Source organism: Oceanicaulis sp. UBA2681 (genome assembly GCF_002354675.1).
GTDB classification, from domain to species: domain Bacteria; phylum Pseudomonadota; class Alphaproteobacteria; order Caulobacterales; family Maricaulaceae; genus Oceanicaulis; species Oceanicaulis alexandrii.
In genome coordinates this window covers 1-22,911 of sequence record NZ_DEMB01000003.1, presented here as the reverse complement: position 1 = coordinate 22,911, position 22,911 = coordinate 1, and the positions used below count along the sequence as shown (strand labels likewise).

Genomic DNA, 22,911 nt, shown 5'->3' with positions numbered 1-22,911 from the left:
ATAAAATCACCTAAGCGTGTATTGCTAGAAGCGCACTTGCAATCCGCCGCCTTTTCCATCCGACCAGCGCACCTGGCAAGACATTGTTTTTCCTTCATATTCCAACTGGAAATGGCGTCCGATATCGATTGACGTCAACCCTTTGACTTTGAAACCGCCCTCGCTCTGATCCACCAGCTTCACTTCACGCCGTTCATCACCGCTTGTCAGCACGATCGTATCGCCAACGACAGGAGTCCGGTTTGACTGGCGACGATCCGTCTTGGTCTCGCCTGCACTGAGATGCTTCGACACCTCTTCAAGCAAGCTGACCACTTCGCTGCTGGCGGTCTCAAGCGCTTTGAGCTCTTCAATGGCTCGATCCTGATCGCCGGCTTCATAGGCCTTCAACGCAGCGCGGGCGACTTCATGGACCCTGGCGTGCGGCGCTTCGAGCGCTTGCATCGGGGCGATCCGCTTCAGCGACTCATCGGCGGTTGAATCAAACCACCGGCCCAGCCGGCAGCTATGATGGTCCGGCACATCTGCTGACGGCCAGGTCTCCTTGCCGAGCACGACCTCGACCACGCGCTTCTTGAACAAGACGTGATCGATTTTCGCCATCTCGCACAAGGACCGGTCAGAGCCATTGCGGTGCCATTGAGCCGCCGTCCCGGCGAAGCGCGAATTGCTCGCCCGCAAGGCCTCTGCGATGGCGGACAGGCGCTCGGCGTTATCTTCAGTCAGATCCGACATCTCTCCGGCGTGTTCGGAGATTTTGGTGCTTGAGTCCTTTTGCTGTTCGAGAATCCCGGCGACTTCACTCATCCCGCGCGTCACAGAGCCCATCCGGCTGCCCGCTTCTTCGATCTGAACGCTGGTTTCATCGAGCGTGCTCTCGCCTGTCTGCAAAGCCTCATGGGTTTCAGCGAATCCGGCGCTGATCGCTTCAATCCCGCGCTGCAGCGCCTCGATCTTGCCGCCGATATCCTCGGTGGCGGAGGCGGCCTGACTGGCGAGCGCCTTCACCTCGCTGGCCACCACCGCAAACCCCTTGCCCGCTTCACCGGCGCGCGCGGCTTCGATCGTCGCGTTCAGCGCCAGAAGATTGGTCTGATCGGAAATGGACTGGATCACCCCCAGAAAGTCGGTGATCTCCTGGGAGGCCTGTTGCAACGCCTTGAGGCTCTCTGTTGACCGTTGCGCCGCACCGGTCACGCTCGTGATGGCGGATTTGGCCTGCATCATGCTCTGCACGCCGTCGCGCAGCGCTTCATGGGTCTGCTCAGCCTCACTGGACGCCGATTGCGAGGTCTCCGCGATCTGCTGCATGGCCTCGACCAGTTGGCCTACGGAGTCCGAAATCGCATGACTGCCCGTGGTGGTTTTTGCAGTCGAGCTGCTGAGCACCGCCAGGTTGAGCATCACCTCATTGAGCTCGACAATCGTGCTCGCGACGGTTCTCAGGCTCGTATAGTCGTTCTCCTCGCGCCAGCTCTGGCTTTCTTGCTGGTTGACGCCCATGGAATAGGTCGCGTCCGCCACTCCCATGTCCAGAAACATGCGTGAAATCAGGATCTGCAAATCACCCGCCGCGCGCTGCGGCGTAAAGCGGTGCGCCTGCAAGATGGCCGGGATCGCCTCCATCAAAACGACGCCATACCCGGCGATGAACCAGTCAGAGGAAAGCCCGATGCGCACATGCGCTTCGCCGACTTTACGGGCGCGCGCGTCAAAGGCGTCATCAACCGGGCTGCAGAACATGGCGCGCCAGTGCTCGGTCTGTGACGCCTTGAGCTTGGCCACGCCCTGCTGGGAGCCTTGCAGAATCGCGTTCAGGTGCGGCTGGTTCTGAATATGCGCGTAAAAATGATCCAGAATCCGCGGCAAGGCCGGTTCCAGTTGCGACCAGATCGCCTTGGCTCGGCCCCCATTGGGGTCGGCCTTGTCCAGAAAGCTCAGTAATTGCCGTCCCGACGCCGCACCCTCTTGAGGGGCCTGGTCCGTCGCAGCCTGGGTTGAGAGCGCCGCCGCCATGTTCACCTCCCGGTCACAGAGGTTCAGAACGGACCACCATTCCACTTGTAGATGTGTTAATCATACGCGTCAGGCGCTTAACCGTGATCGCTCTCGCCTTCAGACAACAGCTGCTGATAGCTGTCCACAAGCGCGACATAGGGCGGAACATTGACGTTCTGCAGGCCATGAGGCGTCTCAAGCGCCATCTTGATCTCGAAATGCAAGTGAATGGTGGTGGGCGTGCCGCCAAACTCGTTAGACACGAAGCCCAAGCGCTCGCCTTTGCTCACAGTGTCACCCGGCGCCACCTGCAAGCTGTCGCGCTCCAGATGCAGATAGGTGTAGCGAACGCCGGTCTCGCTCATCAGGCGGACCGAGTAACTGCCCACAGACGTGATCACGCCGTCATCAGCGGCGACGGCCCAGTGCACCGCGTCCTGACAGGTTGCGGGACGGATATCCTGCCCCTGATGCCCCGTGCCGGACGGACAGAGCGGCGCGGAATACGACCGCGTTTCGCAAAAATTATCGCGCCAGGCATACGAATAATTCGCGGCGTCGCACTGGCCGCCGCCCGGCCCCAGATAACCGCCATGCCCATAGACCTGGGAATTGGCGTAGGCCTGTCCGGCCTCCAGCGGAAACCGCATCTGCGGGGCATAATTGATCTGCTCGGTCTGCCCCGATCCACTGCCCGGCGTCAGATCGCCCGGCGGCATGAATGACACTGGGTCCCCCGACGCATCAACAACAGGCCCTTCCGGCTCAGGCTCCTCAGGCGGTTCGACGGGAGGTTCAGCCTCTTCCTCGGACGGCTCGGCCTCTTCAGCGGGCGCTTCCTGTTCGGCAGGCGTATCAGGGGGCGGCGTGTCCGAAGCGTGCGGCCAGAACACCAGGACGGCGCCACCAACCAAAGCGACCAAAAGCGCAAGCCCGTATTCGACAGGACGCCGGCTCATCCCGCGCCCTCCCGTCCCCGTGTTCCGGGCATGACTTGCAGCGATTGCATCAAACGCTCGCCATACTCCGGCTCGACGCAGCGCACATCCTGCTCCGGGGCGTCACACTCGAGCGTGATGGAATAGGCTGCATTGTAGCGATTGAAGCTGAGCTCCCGCCCCGAACGCGTGCGCGTCGTCCGGTAGCCTTCAGGGCCTGATCCGCGCAGGAAGCGCGCAGTTCTCGCATCCTCGACCGGTGCATGGGCCAGCCGGGTGCCGAACACCTCGATGATGACGCCCTCGCCCTGGATGACGAGCGTGTAAAAGTCTCCGCGGGCGAACAGAAGGACCTCGGCCTGACGCTCAAACCCCAGCGACGCAGTGCTCGGCGTCAGGATCGGAACCTCTGTCTCGATGGATTGGCCAGCCTCAAGATTGCGCGGCAGCACCGGAAAGATCACAGGCCGCGCCGCTGTCAGCCGCCCGGCGCTCTGGCTTCGGGCGACATCAGCGCGCACCGCGTCCCAGTCCACCTCGGCCGCGACCGGCTGGTCTGGCCGAGGGATACTCTGGGGCTGGGCGAGACGGGCCGGCTGAGCGGTCTGGGCCTGCGCCGCAAATCCGCTGCAGATGGCGAGACTCAGCCCCGCCAGCATGGCTCCCAAACCTCGACTGCGCCCGTCAGACATGCGCGCCTCCCGACGCCAGAATACCAGATTTACCCTAATTCTGGCGCGGTTTTTTGCGATCCTGTCGGCCCTCCTTGTATTTCAAGATCTTGCGGGTGTTCGGGATAGGCTGGCGCGAACCAGGCGTAGACCGCAGGCAGGATGAACAGGGTCACCAGGGTCGAACTGACCAGACCGCCGATCACAACAACCGCTAGCGGGCGCTGCACTTCCGAGCCCACGCCATCGGCGAACAATAAGGGCGCCAATCCCAGCAAGGTGGTGGAGGCCGTCATCAGAACAGGCCGGACCCGCAACAGCGCGCCCGTCACGCTCAACGCGCGGCGATCGCGCTGCGTGACCGCCAGACGGTCCAGAAAGGACACCAGGACCATGGCGTTGCCCAGCGCAATGCCGAACAGGGCGATAAAGCCCACGGACGCTGGCACCGACAGATTCAGCCCCGACGCCCATAGCGCCACCAGCCCGCCAACCAGCGCCAGCGGGATGTTCAACACGATCAGGACCGCGCTTTTGAGGCGGTTGAACGCCATGAGCAACAAGACAAAGACCAGCGCCAAAGTCACCGGGATGATCATGGCGAACCGGGCGTTCGCCTGCTGCTGCAGCTCGAACTGGCCGCCCCATTCCACGAGATAGCCGGGCGGCAGATCCACCTCTTGCTCTACGGCGGCGCGCGCCGCTTCCACGAAGGAGCCGATATCGCGCGCCCTCACATTGCTCTGAATAGTGATGAAACGCCGTCCGTTCTCGCGCGTCACCTGACGTGGCCCTTCAATGCGCTCCACCCGCGCCAGAGCGCCCAGCGGCATACGCTCGCCATTGGGCCCCTCTATCAGGGTGCGGGCGATGCGTTCAGGCGTGTCCCGATCAGCTTCGGCATAGCGGGCGACAATGTCAAACCGGCGCACCCCGTCATAGACCTGCCCGGCCTGGGCGCCGCCGACCGCCTGTCGGACCGTCTCCAGCACGTCTGCGACCTGCAGGCCGTAGCGGGCGATGGCGGCGCGATCCACCACAATGCGGATTTGCGGCGCGCCGGTGACCTGTTCCACCTGCACATCCGCTGCGCCGCGGACGCCGCCCACGACCGAAGCGATGCGGCTCGCCTGTCGCGCCAGCACATCCGTATCAGGACCAAACAGCTTGATGGCGATCTCGGCGCGCGATCCCGTCAGCAGCTCATCGGTCGCAGCGGCGATCGGCTGGGTGAAGTTGAACTGGACGCCGGGGAAATCCTCGAACGCTTCACTCATCACATCAAGCAGCTGGGCCTGATTGCGGGCCGTCAGCCAGTCTGATCGCGGTTTGAGCGCCAGAAAGGCTTCCGCATTGTTGACTGGATCGGCATGGGCGCCCACTTCGCCGCGGCCCACGCGCGTCACCACACGCTCGACCTCGGGAAAGCGCTCAAGCACTTGCCGTTCAAACCGCGTGACCGTCTCGCCCGCCGCTTCGAGTGAAATAGACGGCGCCATGGTCAGACGCACCAGGATATCGCCCTCGTTCAGACGCGGCGAGAACTCCGAACCGAGCCGGGTATACGCCAGACCGCCCATGAGCAGCATCACCGCCGCCAATCCGGCGGCCAGGCTGCTCCGACCCACGAAAAACCCGATCGCCCGCCCCATCAGCCGGTCGATCCGTCCTGCGCTGACCGCCTGAGCGCGCGATACTTTCAAAAACCGCGATGCGGACGGCGCGATCACCAGCGCAAACACCAAAGACCCCGCCATGGCGAGGATGACGGAGAAAGCGAGCGGCCGGAAGGTCTTGCCCTCCACACCCTGCAAGGTGAGAATCGGCAGGAAGACCAGCATCACAATGGCGATGGAGACGCTCAAGGGTTTGAGCACTTCCGTCACCGCACCCGCGATGACGCTCGCGCGATCGCTGTGCGCCGTCTCGGACACATGCCGACGAGCGTTCTCGACGATGACCACGGCGCCATCCACCATCATGCCGATGGCGATGGCGATCCCGCCCAGAGACATCAGGTTCACAGACACCCCGAAGCCCCGCATGGCGATCAGGGCGAAGGCGACCGAAAACGGGATCGAAGCGGCGACGATAAGTCCAGGTCGCCAGCCGCCCATGAACACCATCAGGACCAGCCCCACCAGCAACGCCCCCTGCCAGAGCGCGGTCGTCATGGTGGAGACCGCCTGCCCGACCAGTTCGGACTGGTCATAATAGGGCCGCGCCACCACACCGTCGGGCAAGGCCGCATTAATGGCGTCGAGGCGCGCCTGGACGCCCTCGATAACGGCGGTCGTATTGGCGCCGATCAGTTTGAGGACCAGTCCGGCCACGACCTCGCCCTCGCCATTCATGGTGGCGAGCCCCTGCCTCGGGGCGCCGCCTACGGCGATCTCGGCGATCTGGCTCATCAGCACCGGCACACCGTCCACAGCCTTGACGACCACCTGGCGCAAATCCGCCTCACCTTGCAAAAGCCCCTCGGCGCGCACCGTGTATTGCTCGTCATTCTCCACAATGTATTGCGCGCCGGCGTTCAGGTTCGCGCGTTCAAGCGCGGTTACGACTTCGCTCATGCTCAGATCGTACTGGACCAGCGCCTGGGGGCGCACATTGACCTGGTACTGGCGCTCAAACCCGCCCAGCGACAACACTTCAGCGACCCCCGGCACGGTCTGGAGGTCAAGCTTCACCAGCCAGTCCTGCACCGTGCGCAGACCGATCAGATCGCCATCCGCGCTGTCGAGATAGTAAAACAGGACCTGGCCCAGCCCCGAGGCGAGCGGCCCGAGTTCAGGCTCGCCAAAGCCGTCCGGGATAGCGTCTCGCGCCGCCGCCAGACGTTCAGACACCAGCTGGCGCGCCAGATAAATATCCGTCCCGTCTTCGAAATACACCGTCACCACGGACAGGCCGAAGCTTGAGTTCGAGCGCACCTGCCGCACGCCGGGCAGGCCGCTCATCACGGTCTCCACCGGGAAGGTCACATAGCGCTCCACCTCCTGGGGCGACAGCCCGTCCGTCGTCGTGAAGACCTGAACCAGCGGCGGGGTGATGTCGGGAAAGGCGTCCACCGGCGTGGTGCGCCAGGCCCAGACGCCCGCCGCCAGCACGGCCAGGAAAACCAGCGCCGCGATGCTGCGCGCCGAGACAATCTGTCGAACCAGGCTGAAAGCCGCCGAATGCGCGGCGTTAATGGGCGTGGCCATCACCAAACTCCCCTTTTTGAAGTTCGGCCTTGAGCGCAAAGGCGCCCTCCACCACAAGCGCATCGCCCAAAGCGAGCCCGGAGACGATCTCGACAAAGTCCGGCCCGCGACGGCCCAGACGGACCGGGCGCGCCTCAAATCTGTCGCCCTCAGGGACGAACACCACCGTCTCGCCCTCCAGCATCTGGATGGCGCTCGCCGGCGCCCGCAGGCTTTGCGCCGCCGCCGCGTCTTCAAGCTCGACCGTCACGAACGCGCCGGGCATCAGCCGCCCGTCCTCATTGTCCACGATCAGGCGCGCCAGACCGGTGCGGGTCGCCTCACCGATCTGGGGCGCCACGAAACTGACCTCTGAACGGATCAGCCCGGCGTCATTGAGACGGATGCGGGCGCGGGCCCCTTGGCGGACCCGCAGCATGTCCGGCCCGTAGATCGCCGCATCCACCCAGACCTGACGGGAATCGGCGATGACGAAGGTCGGCTCCACATCGCCAGCCTCGGCGAATTCACCGCGCACCGCATGGCGCTCGGTGATCACGCCGTCCATGGGCGCGATCAAGGCGTAACGGCTGAGCGCCCCCGTCTCGGGATCCGCCAAGGCGTCGCGGGCGGTCTCATCCACGCCCAGCGCGTCCAGCTGGTATTGCGCGCTCCTGACGGCGATGCGGGCTTCTTCCAGCTCTCGCCGTGCGGTCTGGAACCGGCTTTCGGTGGACACGCCGCGATCAAACAAGGCGCGCTCGCGCTCAAACTCGGGGCGCACCAGCTCCATCGACGCCAGGGTCGACAGATAGGCCGCCTTGGCTTCGGCCAGCTCCCGGCTGTCGAGCACCGCCAGCACATCGCCTTGCCGCACCTGATCGCCGACGCTGGCGAACACGTCACGGATCACGCCCTCAACCGGCGCCGAGACCAGAGCGATGCGGTTCTCATCAAAGCGCACCTCGCCAGGCAGCTCGACCCAGCCCTCGACCGGCCCGCGGCTGACCGCGCCCAGCACCACGCCCAGCGCATCGCGCTCGGCGTCGGTCAGCGCGATTTCGGTGTGAGAGTCAGCGTGGCCGGACGGTTCAGACTCCTCCGCCTCACCATGAGGCGCGTGGCCGTCAGCGTGACCATTCTCGTCCGCATGGGAATGTGAAAGCTCTCCCGGCGCTGCATCGCTGCAACCGATCAAAGCCAAGCTTCCCGCCGCGCTGCACGCGGCGAGGAAGAGGGCGAACCGCCCCAGTTCATAAGTCAATGTCATGTCAGTCCCTGGAGGTCAGTGCGTCTTCAAACGGATCAGACGGTGACGCTCCGGGGCGGTGAAAATGGCGGCGCAGCGGGGATGGAGGTGAACGCCATAGGCTTCAAAACCCGACGGATCGGCAAAGCGGCGCGCGCTTCTGTGACGGCCAGATCGGGGAAAATCACCAGATGGTGCGTCGCGCATACATCCGCGCACGGCCCGTCCGCGTCATGCTCTTCTTCGGCGTGATGGATGGAATGCCCGGGTCCCGCTTCGGTCACCGCGTCCACAGCCGCGCACGCGATCTGTCCGCCGAGCAGGATGAGGGCCAGCGAAACAAACACGATTTTGAACGCGCGAAACATCATGATCGTGAAACTAGACAGCAGCGTCTTCGCGGGCAAGCCGGGCCGAACAGACTGCACATTCACGAACGGAACAGAGCCCGCCAAGTTTCTGACGAGCTGAAAGATCAAAGATTATAGATTTGAGTTTTGGGAAGAATGGCGCGCCGGGGAAGATTCGAACTCCCGACCCCCAGATTCGTAGTCTGACTTCAAGATAATAATTTCAATACCTTAACTGCTCCATGCAGCATACGTGCAGCATGCTCCCGCCAGCCCTGTTCCCGGCCCGTGCCGGGTCCGTTCCTGATGACCGCACGTCCAGAACAGAGAAGTCTTAGAAAAAAACCGGCTCAATAACCCGGGTCCTTCGGGTGTAAATCACCTCTGAAATCGATTTGACCCATATGAGTTTCGGATTTGAGCGAAACACCGATTGCCAGTCGGTCTTTCAGCGGGTATCCCCTAGACTTCAAGGAGACCGGCATGTCGTGTTCGGAGTTGAATCTGGGTGAGCTGGAAGTTGCGGTGCTAGAGGATATCTGGCGCCATGACGAGGTCGAAGCGCGCGATCTTCATAGACGCATCGGAACGCAGCGCGGCAACTCGCTTCAGACAATTCAATCGACGTTGGAGCGCTTGCATCGCAAGGGACTGCTGACACGTGAGCGGGTCAGCCATGCCTATGTGTATCGGTCGACCGAAACCCGCGAGGCGGTCATGGCGCGCCTCATAGAGGGTTCGCTCAGCCGTTTCAGCAGCGGACATGAGGGCGGGCTTATGGCGGCGTTCGCCGGCTACGCCTCGCAGGCCGACCCCGATCTGCTCGACGAGCTTGAGGCGCTCATAGCGAAACATAAGCGCATGATCGCTGGAGAAGACCGGTGACCGGCGGCGAGGCGATCATAGCGCTTGCCGCAGGCATGTTTGTCTTCGCGGTCTCATGGGGTGCGGTGTCGATTATGGCCGAACCTGTGACGCGGAATTTGAGCCATACCCGCCCTGATCTTCGGGCCGTCATGGTGCTCCTTCTGGCCACAACCCCCTTCCTGTTCGGCGCGTTCGGACTGGTGGGCGTCATTCTGTTCCCGCATGCATCTCCCCTGGACCTCGCCCCGGTCCATCGACACGGCAGCCTCGCAGGTTGGTCGACCCATCGGGCATTCACCGGCTCTGGCGTGATCGCATGGGTTACGCTGATCACGGCGTCCCTGTTGATGCTGCGTCTTGTGCAGGTGACCACCGAGAGCATTCTTGCGATACGCCGCATCAGGCGGCTCCTGGAGCGTAGCGCGACCCGAACTGCTTCGGGGCGCTGGAATGTGCCTTACGCTGAGCCTATCGCGCTAGCCGTCGGTCTGTTTCGGCCCTCTATCTTCATCAGCAACGCCGTGGCGGAGCACCTGGGTCCTGATGGATGCGAAATCGTTGAAGCACATGAGCGGGCCCACCTTGCCCGCGGCGACCTCTGGGCGCGCTTCGCGATGACCGTGGTCTGCGGGCTGTATCCCGACCGGGTCGTGGCCACGCTCCAGCAAGCGTTGATCCTGGCCCAGGAACAAGCCTGTGACGCCGCCGTCTCGAACAGCCATTCGCGTCTGGAGATCGCAGAAACGCTTGTGCGCATGGAGCGGAGCCGGGGTGTGCGCTCTCATCTTTGCGCCGGGTTTCAGAATGCGGACATCGCCCTGCGAGTCCGCGCATTGCTTGAGCCGGATTTCGAACCTCTCAATCGCTCGATGATGCGCACCAGCGCGATCAGCGCCGTCTTGATCGCAGCAGTTTTTGTGGCGCTGGAGCCGCTTCACCACAAGATCGAAGCCCTTTTCCTCATGCTTGGAGGCTAAGCCGTGCGTTCCCCAGACCGACGACCCGTGTTGAAAAGGCCGATCCTGGCTCGGTGTTTCGCTGCTACAGCGGTGACGCTCATCTGGACGAGCGTCGCCACGGCCCAGACGCTGACCGCCGAGCAGGCCGTTCAGCTGGCCCTAGAAAATGCAGAGAACCGAGTGTTCGCAGAAGCCCCGGCTGAAGCAGCGCAGGGTGCGGTAATCTCCGCAGAGACCTGGCGCAATCCGGTGCTGTCTGTGGACCGGGAAGGCGAGGACGGCTTTGGCGGTGACGGGTCGGAGACTTCAGTGTCCATTGAACGCGATTTCGACTTTTCAGGTCGTCGCACTCTGGAAATCCGCAGCGCCCAGGCTGAACTGCTCGCCGCACGAAATGCAGGGCGGATCACGCTCGCAGAGCTTAGGGCCGAAACGCTCACCGCGTTCTATGCCGTACTCGCGGCCGAAGCCGAACAGGCGGCGGTCACTGCGCTTAGCGACCAGCTGTCCGCCCTTGAAGACGCAACGCGGCGCAGGGTCGATGCGGGCGACGCGTCACGTCTGGAGCTTGAGCGAGTGCGTCAGGAGACACTGCGCCTTCCGGCTTTGACCGCAGAGGCGCGGCTTGCAGTGCAAGCGGCGCGCGACGCGCTTTTCGTGGCGACCGGAGCGGACCTCGTCACTACAGCTAATCCGGTCGGCGACTTACTGCCGGAAACGGTTTCAGCTGAAGCACTGTCCTCGCTGGACGGCTCGGCACGGCTTAGCGTGCTCGAAGCCGAAGTCGCAGCGGCTGAGGCCCGAGAAGACGCGGCTTCTAGGATCGCCCCTGAGGTAACGCTGGGTGTGGGCGTGCGTCATATTGAAGGCATGGGCGAGGAGACCGGCGTCCTTATGAGCGCCAGCGTTCCGCTTCCCTTGTTCGACAGGAACCGGGGCGAGCAACACGCGCGTGCGGCTGACGCTAGGCTGGCCGAAGCTCGTCTGCGTCGCGAGCGCCGTCGCCTGGAGGCGGAGGCCGCGCTTCTTGCCCGCCGATCCCTCGCATTGCATGAGACTGCGCAGAGCTATGAAGCTGAAGCGCTGACCTCGGCACGCGAGCTGCGCCGGATCGCGCTTGTTTCCTACAGCGCCGGCGAGATAGGCGCGCTTGAAGCCATAGACGCCATGCGCGCGGCATTTGAAGCCGAGCGGCAGGCCATTTCCCTTAAACATCGCATGCGCGAAGCTGAAATTGCGCTTCACGCCCTTCTTGCGGAGACCGAATGATGCGCCGCGACTTTTTGCTTTTGACCGGACTTCTCTCCGGCCTCCTCGCCGGCTGCAATGGTTCCGGCGAGACACATAATCACGAAGATGGCGGGCACAGCCATGGCGCGGACGACCATGGTCATGGCGATGGCGACCATGGAGATGACGAACACGCCCATGGAGAAGACGAGCACGGCCATGGTGGCGGCGTTGTAGTCACTGACTTCACCGATGCGACCGAGCTGTTCGTCGAGTTTCCGCCATTCGCTGTGGGACGAGAGTCGCCTTTTGCGGCCCACTTCACACGGCTGAATGACTTCACGCCTGTAGCCGAAGGAAGCGTCATGATTCGACTGGCGGGAGGAGGCGCGCCAGAGGAAATCTTCACCGCAGGCCCCTCGCCCACGGCGGGCATATTTAGACCAATCGCGAGGCCAAGACATGCCGCCATGCGCGAAGTGACCGTGATCCTTCAGTCAGGCGACCTGGTATCCGTGCATCAGCTTGGGAACTTTCAGGTTTTTGAAACGGTCGCAGACGCAGACGCTTCTTTGCCGGACGAGGCGGCGGGAGAAGGCCTGATCGCCTTCCTGAAAGAGCAGCAATGGCAGGTCGATTTCGCGACCGCCCCGGTGCGTGAGGCCGTCCTGTTCCACTCTGTCCGCGCGCCAGCCACTCTTGAGCCCGCCCCCGGCGGCGACGCCACACTGACCGCACAGGCCGAAGGGGTCGTGCTGGCCGCAGAAGACGGGTTTCCTGAAATCGGTGACAGCGTCGAGCCCGGTCAAGTGATTGCACGCATCGCCCCAAATCTGGGCGGCGAGCGCGACTTCGCGAGCCTTCTCGCCGAGCGCGACGCTGCGCGTGCCGCCTATTCGGTGGCTCAGGCCGAGTTTGAACGTGTTGAAGGCCTGTTCGAGGCGGGTGCGGTGGCGCAAAGCAGGGTCGAACAAGCCAGCGCCGATCTCGAAACAACGCGCGCGCGCCTGTCCGCCGCTCAGGCTCGTCTGGAAGGTTCGCAGGGTAGCCTGGAAGGCGGCGTCGCCGTGCGCGCCCCTGTCGCCGGACGCATCGCAAGGGTCAATGTGGGCCCCGGAAGCTACGCTCAGGCAGGCGAACAGCTGTTCCGGATTGTCGATCCGAGCCGTATGCGGCTTGTTGCCCAGGTCGCTGAAATAGACGCGCCCAACCTTGGCCAGCCGCAAGGCGCGTGGTTCACCCTACTTGGACAAGACGCCGCTTATGACCTAGCTGATTATGGCGGCCGTTTGGTCGCGGCTGGCGGCGCGGTGGACACGGTCCGACGCACCATGCCCGTGATTTTCGAGTTCGAGAACGCGTCCGGCTTCGCCGCGGGGGCCTTGGCCTCCGCGCGCGTACGCACATCTCGGCGTTTTGACGGACCGGTCATTCCAGCGAGCGCCATCGTGGACGAGGCCGGCGTGAGCGTTGTCTTCGTGATGGAGAATGGAGAGAACTGGCGCCGCCAGCCCATCCGCATTTCCGTCAGAGACGGTGACCTCATCGGTGTGGCGTCCGGCGTTGAGCCTGGAGACAGGGTCGTCAGCCAGGGCGCTTATCTGGTTCACCTGGCCGCCAGTGGTCCGGCGGAAGCCGGCCACGGCCATGCACACTGAACCGGGACGATCATGATACATCAGACCATACGCTTCTCGCTTCTGAACCGCGCCTTTGTGCTAATCGGCGGCCTCGCAATGCTGCTATGGGGCGCATGGGAAGCCACGCGCATGCCGGTGGACGTATTTCCCGATCTGACTGCACCCACCGTGACGGTGGTCGCCGAAGCGCACGGCATGGCCCCTGAGGAGGTAGAGACCCTCATCACCCTTCCCATCGAAACCGCGCTGAACGGCGCATCGGGAGTGCGCCGCGTCCGGTCGTCCACCTCAGTGGGCAGCGCGGTGGTCTGGGCCGATTTCGAATGGGGAACAGACATCTACCGCGCCCGCCAGATCGTTGCAGAGAAGCTTCAGCTGGTGCGCGAGACTTTGCCCCCTGATGTACCCGCCCCGGTGCTGGCCCCAGTCTCGTCGATCATGGGCGAGGTCATGTTCATTGCGCTCGGCTCCGACCGGCATAGCGAGATGGACATACGCACCGCAGCGGACTGGAATTTGCGCAGAAGGCTGCTAGCCGTTCCAGGCGTCGCCCAGGTCATCCCCATCGGCGGCGAAGTGCGTCAGTATCAAGTGGATGTCCGCCCCGAACGCCTCGCCGCTTTTGGCGTCACCCTGGAAGCGGTGATAGAGGCGGTGTCCGAGACGAACGCCAACTCTGCAGCCGGCTTCGTCTCCCAAGGCGGGCAAGAATACCTGATCCGGGGATTGGGGCGTATTGAGTCCCTGGACGACATCGCCGCTACTGCGGTGGGTCAGGTGGACGGCGTACCCGTTCTGGTGCGCGACGTGGCCGAGGTGCGCATGGGCGCAGCGATCACGCGCGGGACAGGTTCTCAGAACGGCGATCCGGCTGTAGTCATCGGCATACAGAAGCAACCAGACACCAATACGCTCACCCTCACTGAAGAGCTGGACCGCGTCATCGGCGAGGTCGAGGCGGGCCTGCCCGACGGCATGTTCATCGAGACTAATCTGTTCCGTCAGGCGAACTTCATCGAGGTGGCGGTCACCAATGTGCTCCACGCCTTGCGCGACGGGGCGATCCTCGTCGTAGTGATTGTCTTCGCCTTCCTTATGAGCGGGCGGGCGACATTAATCTCGCTACTGGCCATTCCGCTCTCGCTGGTCGTCTCCATCCTGACTTTGCGCCTGCTGGGCGCGAGCATCAACACGATGACGCTCGGTGGCATGGCGATCGCGCTCGGCGCTCTTGTGGACGATGCTATCATCGTGGTGGAAAACGTGGTGCGCCGCCTGCGCGGCAATCTCGTGAAATCCGAACCGCAACCGGTCCTGAAGGTAGTCGAAGAGGCCACACGTGAAATTCAAGGGTCAATCGTGTTTGCGACCCTGATCATCATGCTGGTCTTCCTGCCGCTTTTCTTCCTGTCGGGCGTGGAGGGCCGCCTGCTACAGCCCCTGGGTCTCGCGTATGTAATCGCCCTTGCAGCTTCGCTGCTCGTCGCAGTTACGGTCACGCCTGCGCTGGCCGCCATCCTGATGCCGGGCTCGAAGACTATCCGATCCAAGCGCGAACCCTGGCTGGCGCGCATGACCCAGGCGGCCTACCGGCCGGTCCTAGACGTTTCTCTCCAGCGCTGGGCGACCCTTGGCGGGCTGTCGCTGGTCGCTCTTCTAGGGGCGTTGGCCTTGCTGGCGAGCGCGGGGCGCGCCTTCCTGCCCGACTTCAACGAGGGCAGTCTGACCGTCAGCGCCGTCACCCTGCCCGGCACATCGCTCGAGCAATCTGACGCGTTGGGCGCCATGGTGGAGCGCATCCTGCTTGATCAGCCGGAAGTCGTGGCGACCGCCCGACGCACCGGCCGCGCAGAGCTGGACGAACACGCTCAGGCGGTGAGCGCGTCGGAAATCGAAGTGACCCTCTCCATGGGAGACCGTTCCAAGGACGCCTTCCTTGAAGATTTGCGCGCCTCGCTCAGCGTCCTTCCGGGCATGAACATCACCATTGGCCAGCCGATCTCTCACCGGATCGACCACATGCTCTCGGGCACCCGAGCCAATATCGCTGTGAAACTCTTTGGCCCGGACCTCTACGAGCTGCGCCGGATCGCCGAGCAGGTCCGCGCGCAGATGGAAAACGTGGACGGCGTTGTCGACCTGTCGGTCGAACAGCAGGCCGATGTGCCCGTTTTGACGGTAGATTTCCGGCGCGACGCAATCGCCCGGCACGGACTGCAGGTCCGCGATGTCGCTGAGGCTGTGGAAGCCGCCTTCGCCGGAGCCGAGGTCAGCCAGGTGCTTGAAGCCGGGGCCGCCTACGATCTCGTCGTGCGCTATGCCCAGGAAAATCGGGAAGACCTCCAGGCGGTGGGTGATACGCGCTTCCTCACGCCATCCGGAGCGGAAGTGCCTTTGAGAGCCCTTGCGGATATTCGCCGCGACCGCGGACCGAACACGATCAGTCGTGAAAACGTCCAGCGCAAGATCGTCATCATGTCCAACGTAGCCGGGCGCGACCTGCTCGGTGTAGTCGGCGATATTCAGGACAATGTCGCGACCAACCTGACCCTGCCGCAGGGCTATTTTATCGAGTACGGAGGTCAGTTCGAGAGCGCCAATGAAGCCACGGCCCGGCTCTCAATCCTGTCGGCCGGCGTGGTGGTGGGCGTTTTCCTGCTGCTCTATATGGCGTTCAGTTCAGGTCGTGACGCCGCACTTGTCATGGCGAACCTGCCGTTCGCTCTCATCGGCGGCGTGGTCGGCGTCTTTGCAGCCGGCGGCGTGCTGTCGGTCGCCTCGATCATTGGCTTCATCACCCTGTTCGGCATCGCCACCCGAAATGGCGTGATGATGGTCTCCCATATCCGGCATCTCACCCTGAGCGGGGAAGCGAAGAGCTTCGATGAGGCTGTGCGCCGCGGCGCAATGGAGCGGCTGGTGCCGATCCTGATGACCGCGCTCGCCACGGCGCTTGCGCTCGTGCCGCTCGCTCTGCGCGGCGGTGAACCGGGCAGCGAAATCCAGGCCCCCATGGCGGTGGTGATCCTATTCGGCCTTGTATCCTCCACATTGCTCAACATGATCGTCCTGCCTGCGCTCTACGCCCGCTTCGGCGCCGTGCGCCATCTCGGCGCCGACACGCGCGACATGCCGTCTGACCCGATCCCTGATCCCTCACGGAGCTAAACCCCATGCGTCTTTCTCTCATCAGCCTCGCCGCTCTTAGCACAGCGCTTCTCGCGGCTCCGGCCATCGCTCAGGAGCATGGCCATGATCACGACGATCACGGACACCAGCATGATGATCATGGCCACGCCCACGATGATCAGGGCCATGGCGCTCACGCCCATGAAGACGAGCATCACCCGAGCGGGCTTCGTCTCGATGTGGAACCGGCCGGCGATCTCGTCCCAGGCCGTTCGGCGACGTTGAGCTTGCAGCTTTCTGGTCCTGATGGCGCGCCGGTGACTGCCGCGGACTTCGTGGACAGTCATGAGCGCCTGGTTCACGTGCTGATCGTTGATGAAGGTCTTGAGGACTTCCACCACTTGCATGTAGAGCCGGACGCCGAGGGGCGCACTACGCTCAGCTTCACGCCCGCTCATGCCCGTATCTACCGGGTCTGGGTGGACGGCCGGCTCGCCGAACCGTTCGACATGACGGCCGCGCAGTCCGACCATCATGACGACGCCGGACACGACGACGATCACGGGCACGGCCATGATGATCATGGCGGTGACCACCACGCCGATCACGGCTATGAGGATCATGGGCATGAAGACGGCCACGGTGATCATGAAGCCCATGGCGAGGGTGCGGTGCGCGCCACCGACTGGGTCCGGGTCGGCGATGAAGCCGCGCCCTTCATCATCCCTGCAGACGTGCTGACCGCGGACGCCGGCGGCCTCGCCTTCACCCTGTCCCCGCAGAGCGATGCCCGCGCCGGGGGGACGGTTTCAATGGCGCTGTCGGTCGCCGGTGCGGACGGAAGCCTCGAGCCTCATCTCGGCGCATACGCCCACATTGTCGGATTCGGTCCGGCCGCGACGAGCATGGCCCACGCCCATCCCCTGGGCGACGCGCCGCTGAGCGCGGACGAGCGCGCGGGGCCGGACCTGGCCTTCGAAGTCGGGTTCGAAGAGCGGGGCGTGCATCGTCTCTTCGTCGAAATCCGCCATGACGGCGAGCTGGTGACCGCACCCTTCACGCTCGTCGTCGCGGAGTAGCGATAAAGGAGCGCACGCCATGGTCTATCTGGCGGTCAAAGCGGTCATTTCGGCCCTGATCATCGTCGCCGTATCCGAACTGGCCAAGCGTAGCCCGGCCATGGCGGCGCTCCTCGCCTCGCTCCCGCTTATTTCGGTTCTGGGCATGATCTGGCTGTGGCGTGACGCCCCCGACCCTCAGCGCATGGCCGCCCATGCCGAGGCGACCTTCTGGTACGTCCTGCCGAGCCTTCCCATGTTCCTGCTGATCCCGGCCCTGATCCGGCGGGGCGTGGACTTCTATCCCTCCCTCGGCGCCGGGCTTGCGCTCACGGTCGTCCTCTACCTGATCACAGCCGCAATCGTGTCACGCTTCGGGGTTCAGCTCTGAAGCGAGCGGGCGCGGCGCAGCGCGAGCACACCGTCCAGACCGGGGCGCAAGCCCCGGTCGTGGGCAGTCCCTGCGGCAGCATGAGCGCGTGCCCGTAGAGAAGCAGGACGGCGAACCCGATCCGCATGGCGGTGAAGTTATTGGCTCTGTCCTCAAGCCGACAGGGTCCGGGTGCGGTTTGCATGACGCGCCTTTCCTCTGCCTGTTTTCGTTTCACGGGCCAGCGGCAACGCAGAGAGCCTGCCGGATAGGCGTTTCAGCAATCCTGAGGGAGGGCCGGTTGCGCCGCGTATGAAGGATAAGAGCGCTGCACGCCCATGGGAGGGAAAGTTGGATCATCAATGTCATGAGCACGACGCCCCGTCTGACAAGCGCGATCCGGGGCAGCAGCCCGGCGGGAAGTACGATCGCATCCCCAACGACTTTGACGGCGTGGTCTACACCTGTCCCATGCATCCAGGCGTTCGTGAGCAGAAACCGGGACCCTGCCCGATCTGCGGTATGGCGCTTGAGCCCGAGAGCGCGGTCGCCGGGGGCGAGCAGGACAGCGAGGAATTGGCTGACATGACCCGGCGCTTCTGGGTCAGCGCGGCGTTCACACTTCCCTTGTTCCTCTACACTATGGCCGAAATGGTGCCAGGCAGCCCGTTACACGCGCTGATCAGGGGCGCGTCAGCCCAATGGCTACAGCTTCTTCTGGCCTCTCCCGTCGTCCTGTGGGGCGGCTGGCCCTTCCTGGTGCGCGGAACGCAGTCGGTTCGCACCATGAACCTGAACATGTTCACCCTCATAGGGCTGGGTGTTTCTGTCGCCTATATTTACAGCGTCGTCGCCACCGTGGCGCCAGGCTTGTTTCCAGACGCGTTCCGTCACGCCAACGGCGAGGTCGGGGTCTATTTCGAGGCCGCAGCGGTCATCACGACGCTGGTTCTCCTTGGGCAAGTGCTTGAGCTTCGAGCACGCAACGCGACTTCGGGGGCGATCCGCGCGCTCCTGGAACTTGCACCGCCGACCGCGCGGCGGATCGAAACAGACGGATCGGAAGCGGAAGTGTCTCTCGACGAACTAGCGGAGGGCGACCGGCTGCGGGTGCGCCCTGGCGAGAAAATTCCGGTGGACGCGACAGTCGAGGACGGCTCCAGCACGGTCGACGAATCCATGATCACCGGCGAAGCCATACCTGTGGCCAAGCAGAATGGCGATGCAGTCACGGGAGGCACCGTGAACCAGACCGGTGGGCTGATCATCAAAGCTACAAGGGTTGGCGAAGACTCAACCCTCTCACAGATCGTTCAGATGGTCGCCGAAGCACAGCGAAGCCGTGCACCGATCCAGAGACTGGCCGATACGGTATCGGGCTGGTTCGTTCCAGCTGTTATCGGAGTCGCAGTGATCTCCTTCATTGCTTGGTCGACCTTCGGCCCTGAACCCGCGATGACCTATGCGCTGGTCAACGCAGTCGCCGTCCTCATCATCGCCTGTCCGTGCGCACTCGGGCTCGCTACACCCATGTCGATCATGGTGGCGACCGGTCAGGGGGCGAAGCGCGGCGTCCTTGTGAAGAACGCAGAGGCCCTTGAAACTCTGGAGAAGGTTGACCTTCTCGTCGTCGACAAGACCGGCACCCTGACAGAAGGCCGCCCCAAGCTCACCTCGATCAAGTGTTTCAGCGAGCTTTCAGAGGATGAAGTATTGGGCCTTGTCGCCTCACTCGAGCAAGGCAGCGAGCACCCGCTCGCCGCCGCGATCGTTGCTGGCGCCCAAGCGCGTGGCGCCTCTATCAGCGATGTTTCTGGGTTTCAGTCCACAACCGGCAAGGGTGTGGCCGGCGAGGTTCGTGAGCATACGGTCGCGGTTGGCAATGCGGCGATGATGGAGGCGTTCGGCGGAATGTCCGCCGAAATCGCTGCAGAGGCCGACTCCTGGCGAGCAGAGGGCCAGACAGTGATGTTCGCCGCCATCGACGGCACGGTCGCCGGAATGATAGGCGTCGCCGATCCGATCAAGGAAACGACGAGCGAGGCGCTTGCCGACCTCCATGGCGCGGATATCCGTGTGGTGATGCTGACAGGCGACAACCGGCGCACAGCCGAAGCCATCGGCGCCAAGCTCGGTATTGACGAAATTCACGCCGATGTCTTGCCTCAGGACAAGAGCCGCATCGTCAAAGAGTTTCAGGCGAAGGGCTTCATCGTCGCCATGGCTGGCGACGGCGTGAACGACGCACCTGCGCTCGCCGGTGCGAATGTGGGCATCGCCATGGGCACCGGCGCTGACGTCGCGATGGAAAGCGCGAGCGTCACCCTGATGAGCGGTGACTTGCGCGGTGTCGCGAAAGCAGTCCGCCTTAGCCGCGCCACGATGGCCAATATCCGCCAGAATCTATTCTTCGCCTTCATATACAACGCGGCCGGCGTACCGGTGGCTGCTGGGCTCCTATATCCCGTCTTCGGCGTTCTCCTCAGCCCGATGATAGCAGCCGCGGCGATGAGCCTGTCTTCGGTCTCCGTGATCGGCAACGCGCTGCGTCTTCGCAGCGTTCGGCTCTAGGCAGAAGCAGGAGGCCTTCCCTTGAAGAACGACGAACGCTCGGCGAGATACGTTGCAAACAGTCTGACCCTCGCCGGCGCAGTGGCGATGGGAACCGGGGTTATGATAGGCGCGGGGATATTCGCACTGACCGGCCAGATCGCCGAGTTCGCCGGTCCCTGGTTCCCTCTCGCCTTCCTCGTGGCCGCCATCATCAGCGGCTTCAGCGCCTACACCTATATCAAGGTGTCCAACCGCTACCCTTCGGCGGGTGGCATCGCGATGATCCTCAACAAGGCCTATGGTCCTGTCGCCGTGACCGGCGGATCAGCTCTGCTCATGGCCTTCTCCATGATCATCAACGAGAGCCTCGTGGCGCGCACGTTCGCCACCTACACGCTGCAGCTCTTTCAAGGTGACACGCCGTCTGTGCTCATTCCGGTTCTGGCGGTCGGACTCATCATGTTCGCCTTCATCGTGAACGTCGCCGGCAACCGGTTCGTTGGAGGCCTTTCCAAGGTCGCAGCGGTGGTGAAGATCGGCGGCATTCTGATCTTCGCAATCGTCGCGCTGGCCGCGGCCGGATTCAATTTCGAGCCGGCGACAAGCGATGAACCGGCGCAAGCGGGTTCGATCGGCGGCTTTCTCGCCGGCGTCGCTCTCGCCATTCTCGCCTACAAGGGCTTCACGACTATCACCAACAGCGGCTCGGAGCTTAAAAATCCGCACCGCAATGTCGGCCGCGCGATCATCATCGCGCTCGCTATCTGCCTCGTGGTCTACATGCTGGTCGCCTGGGCGGTCGGCTCGACGCTTTCCATTGAGGAAATCATCGCCGCGCGAGACTATTCGCTGGCTGAAGCTGCTCGGCCGGCTGTGGGGGATCTCGGGGTCCAGTTCACCGTGGCGCTCGCCATCATTGCGACCGCGTCCGGCGTCATCGCAAGCATCTTCGCCGTCTCGCGCATGATCGCCATGCTGACCGACATGAAGCTGGTACCGCACAAGCATTTCGGGATGCCCGGCGACATCCAGAAGCATACCTTGGTCTATACAGTGGTCGCTGCGGGCATCCTGGCCGCCTTCTTCGACCTGGGCCGCATCGCGTCGATGGGGGCGATCTTCTATCTGGTGATGGACATCATCATCCATTGGGGCGTGCTCCGGCGCATGCGCGAGGAGGTCGACGCGAACCCGGTCATCCTGGTCAGCGCAATCATTCTCGACGCCGTCGCTCTAACCGCTTTCATCGTGGTGAAGGCGCTGAACGACCCGCTGATCATCTTGATCTCACTCGGAGGCATCGTCGCGATCTTCGCATTTGAAAGTTGGTTCCTGCGCCGCGTTCAAGCTGAGGGTAGGCCGGAAGATGAAAGCTCGAGCTAGGAAGCTGGACCGCTGACCGTCGTCACCCACGTGACGAGGGCGAGCGCTGACAGGAACAGCACTGCGTCAGCACCAAGCGTGATTTGCAGCAGACGGCGTCCACGAGGCAGATCGGCGGCGAGTATTCGGCTCACTAGATGCTTGTTGACGGCGCCGAGTGCGAGCGCGACCAAGGCGACAGCGAGTTTGGCGGTCAGGAGCTGGCCGTACGCGGTGGTGAAGAGTTCGGCCAGCCCACCGGCGAGGCGCCAGACGAGATATCCGCCTGCAGCGAAGACCATCGAGACGATCCAGACCGCCGCTTCGCTGAAGCGGCGGACGACGCTCGCGTCGTAGCCATCGCCCTGAGGCCAAAGGAGCAGCGGGGCGATGAACCAGAACGACGCGGCGAGCCCATGAATCGCCACGCCGATCTGGGCGGAGAGCCCGTCTTCCAGACCCGCGGCATGGCCACTCAGGGAGAACGACACGCCGATAAGTACCGCCGCGGTGAGACCGAGCAAGCGCAGCTTGGCGAGGGAGGCCGCGACCGCCGCCACAAGTCCAAGGCTGAGCACCAGAACCTGAGCTTGCCGGCCGGGCCATATCCAGGCGAACGTCATAGGATCGAGCGCAGAGGCCCACGCGCCGCCGAGCTGGGCGTTTGTCGTAAGGAGGAGGACCGCGTAGCAAAGAGCTGCCGCCAGGGCGGAGCCGGCGACAACGCTCGACCTCACGCGGCGGCTTAGATCGCCGCCGAGCGCGATCGCCCAGCCCAGGCCCGCCGACATAAGCGCAGCGGCAAGGACGCAGAGCTTCGTCGCGAAGACAGCCAGCGTAAATGCGTCAGGCATCGCCGCCGGTCACGGAGAAGCTGATCTCTCTGGTCATGACGTGGCCATCTCGTGCAAGCGCGCGCCATTCAAGGACGTATGCGCCTTCGGACAGTTCAGGAAGCGGCGCGGTGTGCTCGACCGCGAACGACCGGTCTGGCGAAAACCCGGTTTCGAGGGAACGACCATCGGCGGTCTCCAATTGCACCGACGCCAATCCGACCTCTGCGGTGAATTCGAGCGTGATCTCGCTCGGCGCCGTTACCAGCGTCGCGCCATCCTCGATCGAGGATGACCTGAGGCCGGCATGGGCGTAGGCGGCCGCGGTGAAACTGACCAATGCGATCGCAGCGGTAAGACTGCGCACCATCATTCGTCCGCCTCGGTCGGGGCCATGTCGACGATTCGGAAGACGTCGTCGCGTCCGCGCCGGACGGTGAAGCGCACCGTGTCGCCCTCGCTGAACCCGGAGAGGTCGACCGTGCCGGTTACTGGAATGTCCATGGTCATTTCCGG

The 22,911-nt window shown here is 63.6% G+C and carries 20 protein-coding genes; 9 read left to right on the top strand and 11 right to left on the bottom strand.

From position 1 onward, the window contains the following. Positions 1–24: 24 nt before the first annotated feature. The 6 genes from B3M53_RS00775 to B3M53_RS00750 all read right to left on the bottom strand — a co-directional run bounded on the left by B3M53_RS00775 (position 25) and on the right by B3M53_RS00750 (position 8,415). Positions 25–2,016, bottom strand: a complete 1,992-nt coding sequence (locus B3M53_RS00775; protein ID WP_273019433.1) for a methyl-accepting chemotaxis protein — start codon at positions 2,014–2,016, stop codon at positions 25–27. A 77-nt stretch (positions 2,017–2,093) separates the two neighbouring features. Next, a complete protein-coding gene (locus tag B3M53_RS00770) occupies positions 2,094–2,957 on the bottom strand; it encodes a M23 family metallopeptidase (protein WP_273019435.1) in 864 nt (287 codons plus the stop codon). Then, positions 2,954–3,628, bottom strand: a complete 675-nt coding sequence (locus B3M53_RS00765) for a hypothetical protein (protein WP_273019437.1) — start codon at positions 3,626–3,628, stop codon at positions 2,954–2,956. Before B3M53_RS00765 ends, B3M53_RS00770 begins: the two co-directional genes overlap by 4 nt. Before the next feature lie 29 nt (positions 3,629–3,657). After that, entirely contained in the window at positions 3,658–6,816 is a 3,159-nt protein-coding gene (locus B3M53_RS00760) for an efflux RND transporter permease subunit (RefSeq protein WP_273019439.1), read from the bottom strand. Beyond that, on the bottom strand, positions 6,800–8,065 hold the full coding sequence (locus B3M53_RS00755) for an efflux RND transporter periplasmic adaptor subunit (RefSeq protein ID WP_273019441.1): 1,266 nt from the start codon (positions 8,063–8,065) through the stop codon (positions 6,800–6,802). The genes B3M53_RS00760 and B3M53_RS00755 overlap by 17 nt, the downstream gene beginning before the upstream one ends. Before the next feature lie 35 nt (positions 8,066–8,100). After that, positions 8,101–8,415 carry a hypothetical protein gene (locus B3M53_RS00750; RefSeq protein ID WP_160093362.1) on the bottom strand — a complete coding sequence of 105 codons (315 nt, stop codon included), beginning with the start codon at positions 8,413–8,415 and terminating at the stop codon, positions 8,101–8,103. 462 nt (positions 8,416–8,877) lie between these two features. Between B3M53_RS00750 and B3M53_RS00745 the strand changes: the two genes are divergently transcribed. From B3M53_RS00745 to B3M53_RS00735, 3 genes are all read left to right on the top strand, one after another. Continuing rightward, the gene (locus B3M53_RS00745; RefSeq protein ID WP_160093511.1) at positions 8,878–9,279 is read left to right on the top strand and encodes a BlaI/MecI/CopY family transcriptional regulator; all 402 of its coding nucleotides are present in this window, start codon (positions 8,878–8,880) and stop codon (positions 9,277–9,279) included. Between the two features lie 98 nt (positions 9,280–9,377). Continuing rightward, entirely contained in the window at positions 9,378–10,238 is an 861-nt protein-coding gene (locus tag B3M53_RS00740; protein ID WP_273019443.1) for a M56 family metallopeptidase, read from the top strand. A gap of 72 nt (positions 10,239–10,310) precedes the next feature. Then, positions 10,311–11,489 carry a TolC family protein gene (locus B3M53_RS00735; RefSeq protein WP_160093331.1) on the top strand — a complete coding sequence of 393 codons (1,179 nt, stop codon included), beginning with the start codon at positions 10,311–10,313 and terminating at the stop codon, positions 11,487–11,489. Here B3M53_RS00735 and B3M53_RS00730 read toward each other — a convergent pair. Next, on the bottom strand, positions 11,462–11,914 hold the full coding sequence (locus tag B3M53_RS00730; protein ID WP_286799465.1) for a hypothetical protein: 453 nt from the start codon (positions 11,912–11,914) through the stop codon (positions 11,462–11,464). The genes B3M53_RS00735 and B3M53_RS00730 overlap by 28 nt on opposite strands. Positions 11,915–11,920: 6 nt before the next feature. Here B3M53_RS00730 and B3M53_RS00725 point away from each other — a divergent pair, with 6 nt between their 5' ends. Both B3M53_RS00725 and B3M53_RS00720 read left to right on the top strand, forming a co-directional pair. After that, a complete protein-coding gene (locus B3M53_RS00725; RefSeq protein WP_273019447.1) occupies positions 11,921–13,108 on the top strand; it encodes an efflux RND transporter periplasmic adaptor subunit in 1,188 nt (395 codons plus the stop codon). A 12-nt stretch (positions 13,109–13,120) separates the two neighbouring features. After that, on the top strand, positions 13,121–16,258 hold the full coding sequence (locus B3M53_RS00720) for an efflux RND transporter permease subunit (RefSeq protein ID WP_273019449.1): 3,138 nt from the start codon (positions 13,121–13,123) through the stop codon (positions 16,256–16,258). Here B3M53_RS00720 and B3M53_RS00715 read toward each other — a convergent pair. Then, positions 16,255–16,878 carry a hypothetical protein gene (locus B3M53_RS00715; protein WP_286799464.1) on the bottom strand — a complete coding sequence of 208 codons (624 nt, stop codon included), beginning with the start codon at positions 16,876–16,878 and terminating at the stop codon, positions 16,255–16,257. The two genes, B3M53_RS00720 and B3M53_RS00715, sit on opposite strands and share 4 nt — an antisense overlap. Positions 16,879–16,890: 12 nt before the next feature. Between B3M53_RS00715 and B3M53_RS00710 the strand changes: the two genes are divergently transcribed. From B3M53_RS00710 to B3M53_RS00695, 4 genes are all read left to right on the top strand, one after another. Continuing rightward, complete coding sequence (locus tag B3M53_RS00710; protein ID WP_286799462.1) at positions 16,891–17,298, top strand: hypothetical protein; 408 nt, start codon at positions 16,891–16,893, stop codon at positions 17,296–17,298. Between the two features lie 19 nt (positions 17,299–17,317). Beyond that, complete coding sequence (locus B3M53_RS00705) at positions 17,318–17,668, top strand: DUF3147 family protein (RefSeq protein ID WP_273019453.1); 351 nt, start codon at positions 17,318–17,320, stop codon at positions 17,666–17,668. Between the two features lie 291 nt (positions 17,669–17,959). Further along, positions 17,960–20,218: a copper-transporting P-type ATPase gene (locus B3M53_RS00700; protein WP_273019455.1), complete on the top strand. Its 2,259-nt coding sequence runs from the start codon at positions 17,960–17,962 to the stop codon at positions 20,216–20,218. Positions 20,219–20,239: 21 nt separating this feature from the next. Beyond that, on the top strand, positions 20,240–21,583 hold the full coding sequence (locus B3M53_RS00695) for an APC family permease (RefSeq protein ID WP_286799461.1): 1,344 nt from the start codon (positions 20,240–20,242) through the stop codon (positions 21,581–21,583). On the opposite strand, the gene B3M53_RS00690 is transcribed toward B3M53_RS00695, so the two are convergent. From B3M53_RS00690 to B3M53_RS14730, 3 genes are read right to left on the bottom strand one after another with little or no spacing between them, the layout of a single operon-like run. Next, positions 21,580–22,416 (bottom strand): CopD family protein, encoded by an 837-nt coding sequence (locus B3M53_RS00690; RefSeq protein WP_273145858.1) that lies wholly within the window; start codon positions 22,414–22,416, stop codon positions 21,580–21,582. The two genes, B3M53_RS00695 and B3M53_RS00690, sit on opposite strands and share 4 nt — an antisense overlap. After that, on the bottom strand, positions 22,409–22,768 hold the full coding sequence (locus B3M53_RS00685) for a copper resistance CopC family protein (RefSeq protein WP_286799460.1): 360 nt from the start codon (positions 22,766–22,768) through the stop codon (positions 22,409–22,411). The genes B3M53_RS00690 and B3M53_RS00685 overlap by 8 nt, the downstream gene beginning before the upstream one ends. Next, positions 22,765–22,899 (bottom strand): hypothetical protein, encoded by a 135-nt coding sequence (locus B3M53_RS14730; protein WP_414690690.1) that lies wholly within the window; start codon positions 22,897–22,899, stop codon positions 22,765–22,767. Before B3M53_RS14730 ends, B3M53_RS00685 begins: the two co-directional genes overlap by 4 nt. Positions 22,900–22,911 lie beyond the last annotated feature (12 nt).

What these genes read in the sequence shown, in the direction of transcription:
- B3M53_RS00760 (WP_273019439.1), bottom strand. Translation starts at nt 6,816, where the DNA reads ATGGCCACGCCCATTAACGCCGCGCATTCGGCGGCTTTCAGCCTGGTT.
- B3M53_RS00755 (WP_273019441.1), bottom strand. Translation starts at nt 8,065, where the DNA reads ATGACATTGACTTATGAACTGGGGCGGTTCGCCCTCTTCCTCGCCGCG.
- B3M53_RS00720 (WP_273019449.1), top strand. Translation starts at nt 13,121, where the DNA reads ATGATACATCAGACCATACGCTTCTCGCTTCTGAACCGCGCCTTTGTG.
- B3M53_RS00745 (WP_160093511.1), top strand. Translation starts at nt 8,878, where the DNA reads ATGTCGTGTTCGGAGTTGAATCTGGGTGAGCTGGAAGTTGCGGTGCTA.
- B3M53_RS00725 (WP_273019447.1), top strand. Translation starts at nt 11,921, where the DNA reads ATGCGCGAAGTGACCGTGATCCTTCAGTCAGGCGACCTGGTATCCGTG.
- B3M53_RS00730 (WP_286799465.1), bottom strand. Translation starts at nt 11,914, where the DNA reads ATGTCTTGGCCTCGCGATTGGTCTAAATATGCCCGCCGTGGGCGAGGG.
- B3M53_RS00765 (WP_273019437.1), bottom strand. Translation starts at nt 3,628, where the DNA reads ATGTCTGACGGGCGCAGTCGAGGTTTGGGAGCCATGCTGGCGGGGCTG.
- B3M53_RS00705 (WP_273019453.1), top strand. Translation starts at nt 17,318, where the DNA reads ATGGTCTATCTGGCGGTCAAAGCGGTCATTTCGGCCCTGATCATCGTC.
- B3M53_RS00690 (WP_273145858.1), bottom strand. Translation starts at nt 22,416, where the DNA reads ATGCCTGACGCATTTACGCTGGCTGTCTTCGCGACGAAGCTCTGCGTC.
- B3M53_RS00685 (WP_286799460.1), bottom strand. Translation starts at nt 22,768, where the DNA reads ATGATGGTGCGCAGTCTTACCGCTGCGATCGCATTGGTCAGTTTCACC.
- B3M53_RS00775 (WP_273019433.1), bottom strand. Translation starts at nt 2,016, where the DNA reads ATGGCGGCGGCGCTCTCAACCCAGGCTGCGACGGACCAGGCCCCTCAA.
- B3M53_RS00750 (WP_160093362.1), bottom strand. Translation starts at nt 8,415, where the DNA reads ATGATGTTTCGCGCGTTCAAAATCGTGTTTGTTTCGCTGGCCCTCATC.
- B3M53_RS00715 (WP_286799464.1), bottom strand. Translation starts at nt 16,878, where the DNA reads ATGGGCTTCATGATCACCGTGGCCGTCTTCATGCCCATGATCCTCATA.
- B3M53_RS00770 (WP_273019435.1), bottom strand. Translation starts at nt 2,957, where the DNA reads ATGAGCCGGCGTCCTGTCGAATACGGGCTTGCGCTTTTGGTCGCTTTG.
- B3M53_RS14730 (WP_414690690.1), bottom strand. Translation starts at nt 22,899, where the DNA reads ATGGACATTCCAGTAACCGGCACGGTCGACCTCTCCGGGTTCAGCGAG.
- B3M53_RS00700 (WP_273019455.1), top strand. Translation starts at nt 17,960, where the DNA reads ATGAAGGATAAGAGCGCTGCACGCCCATGGGAGGGAAAGTTGGATCAT.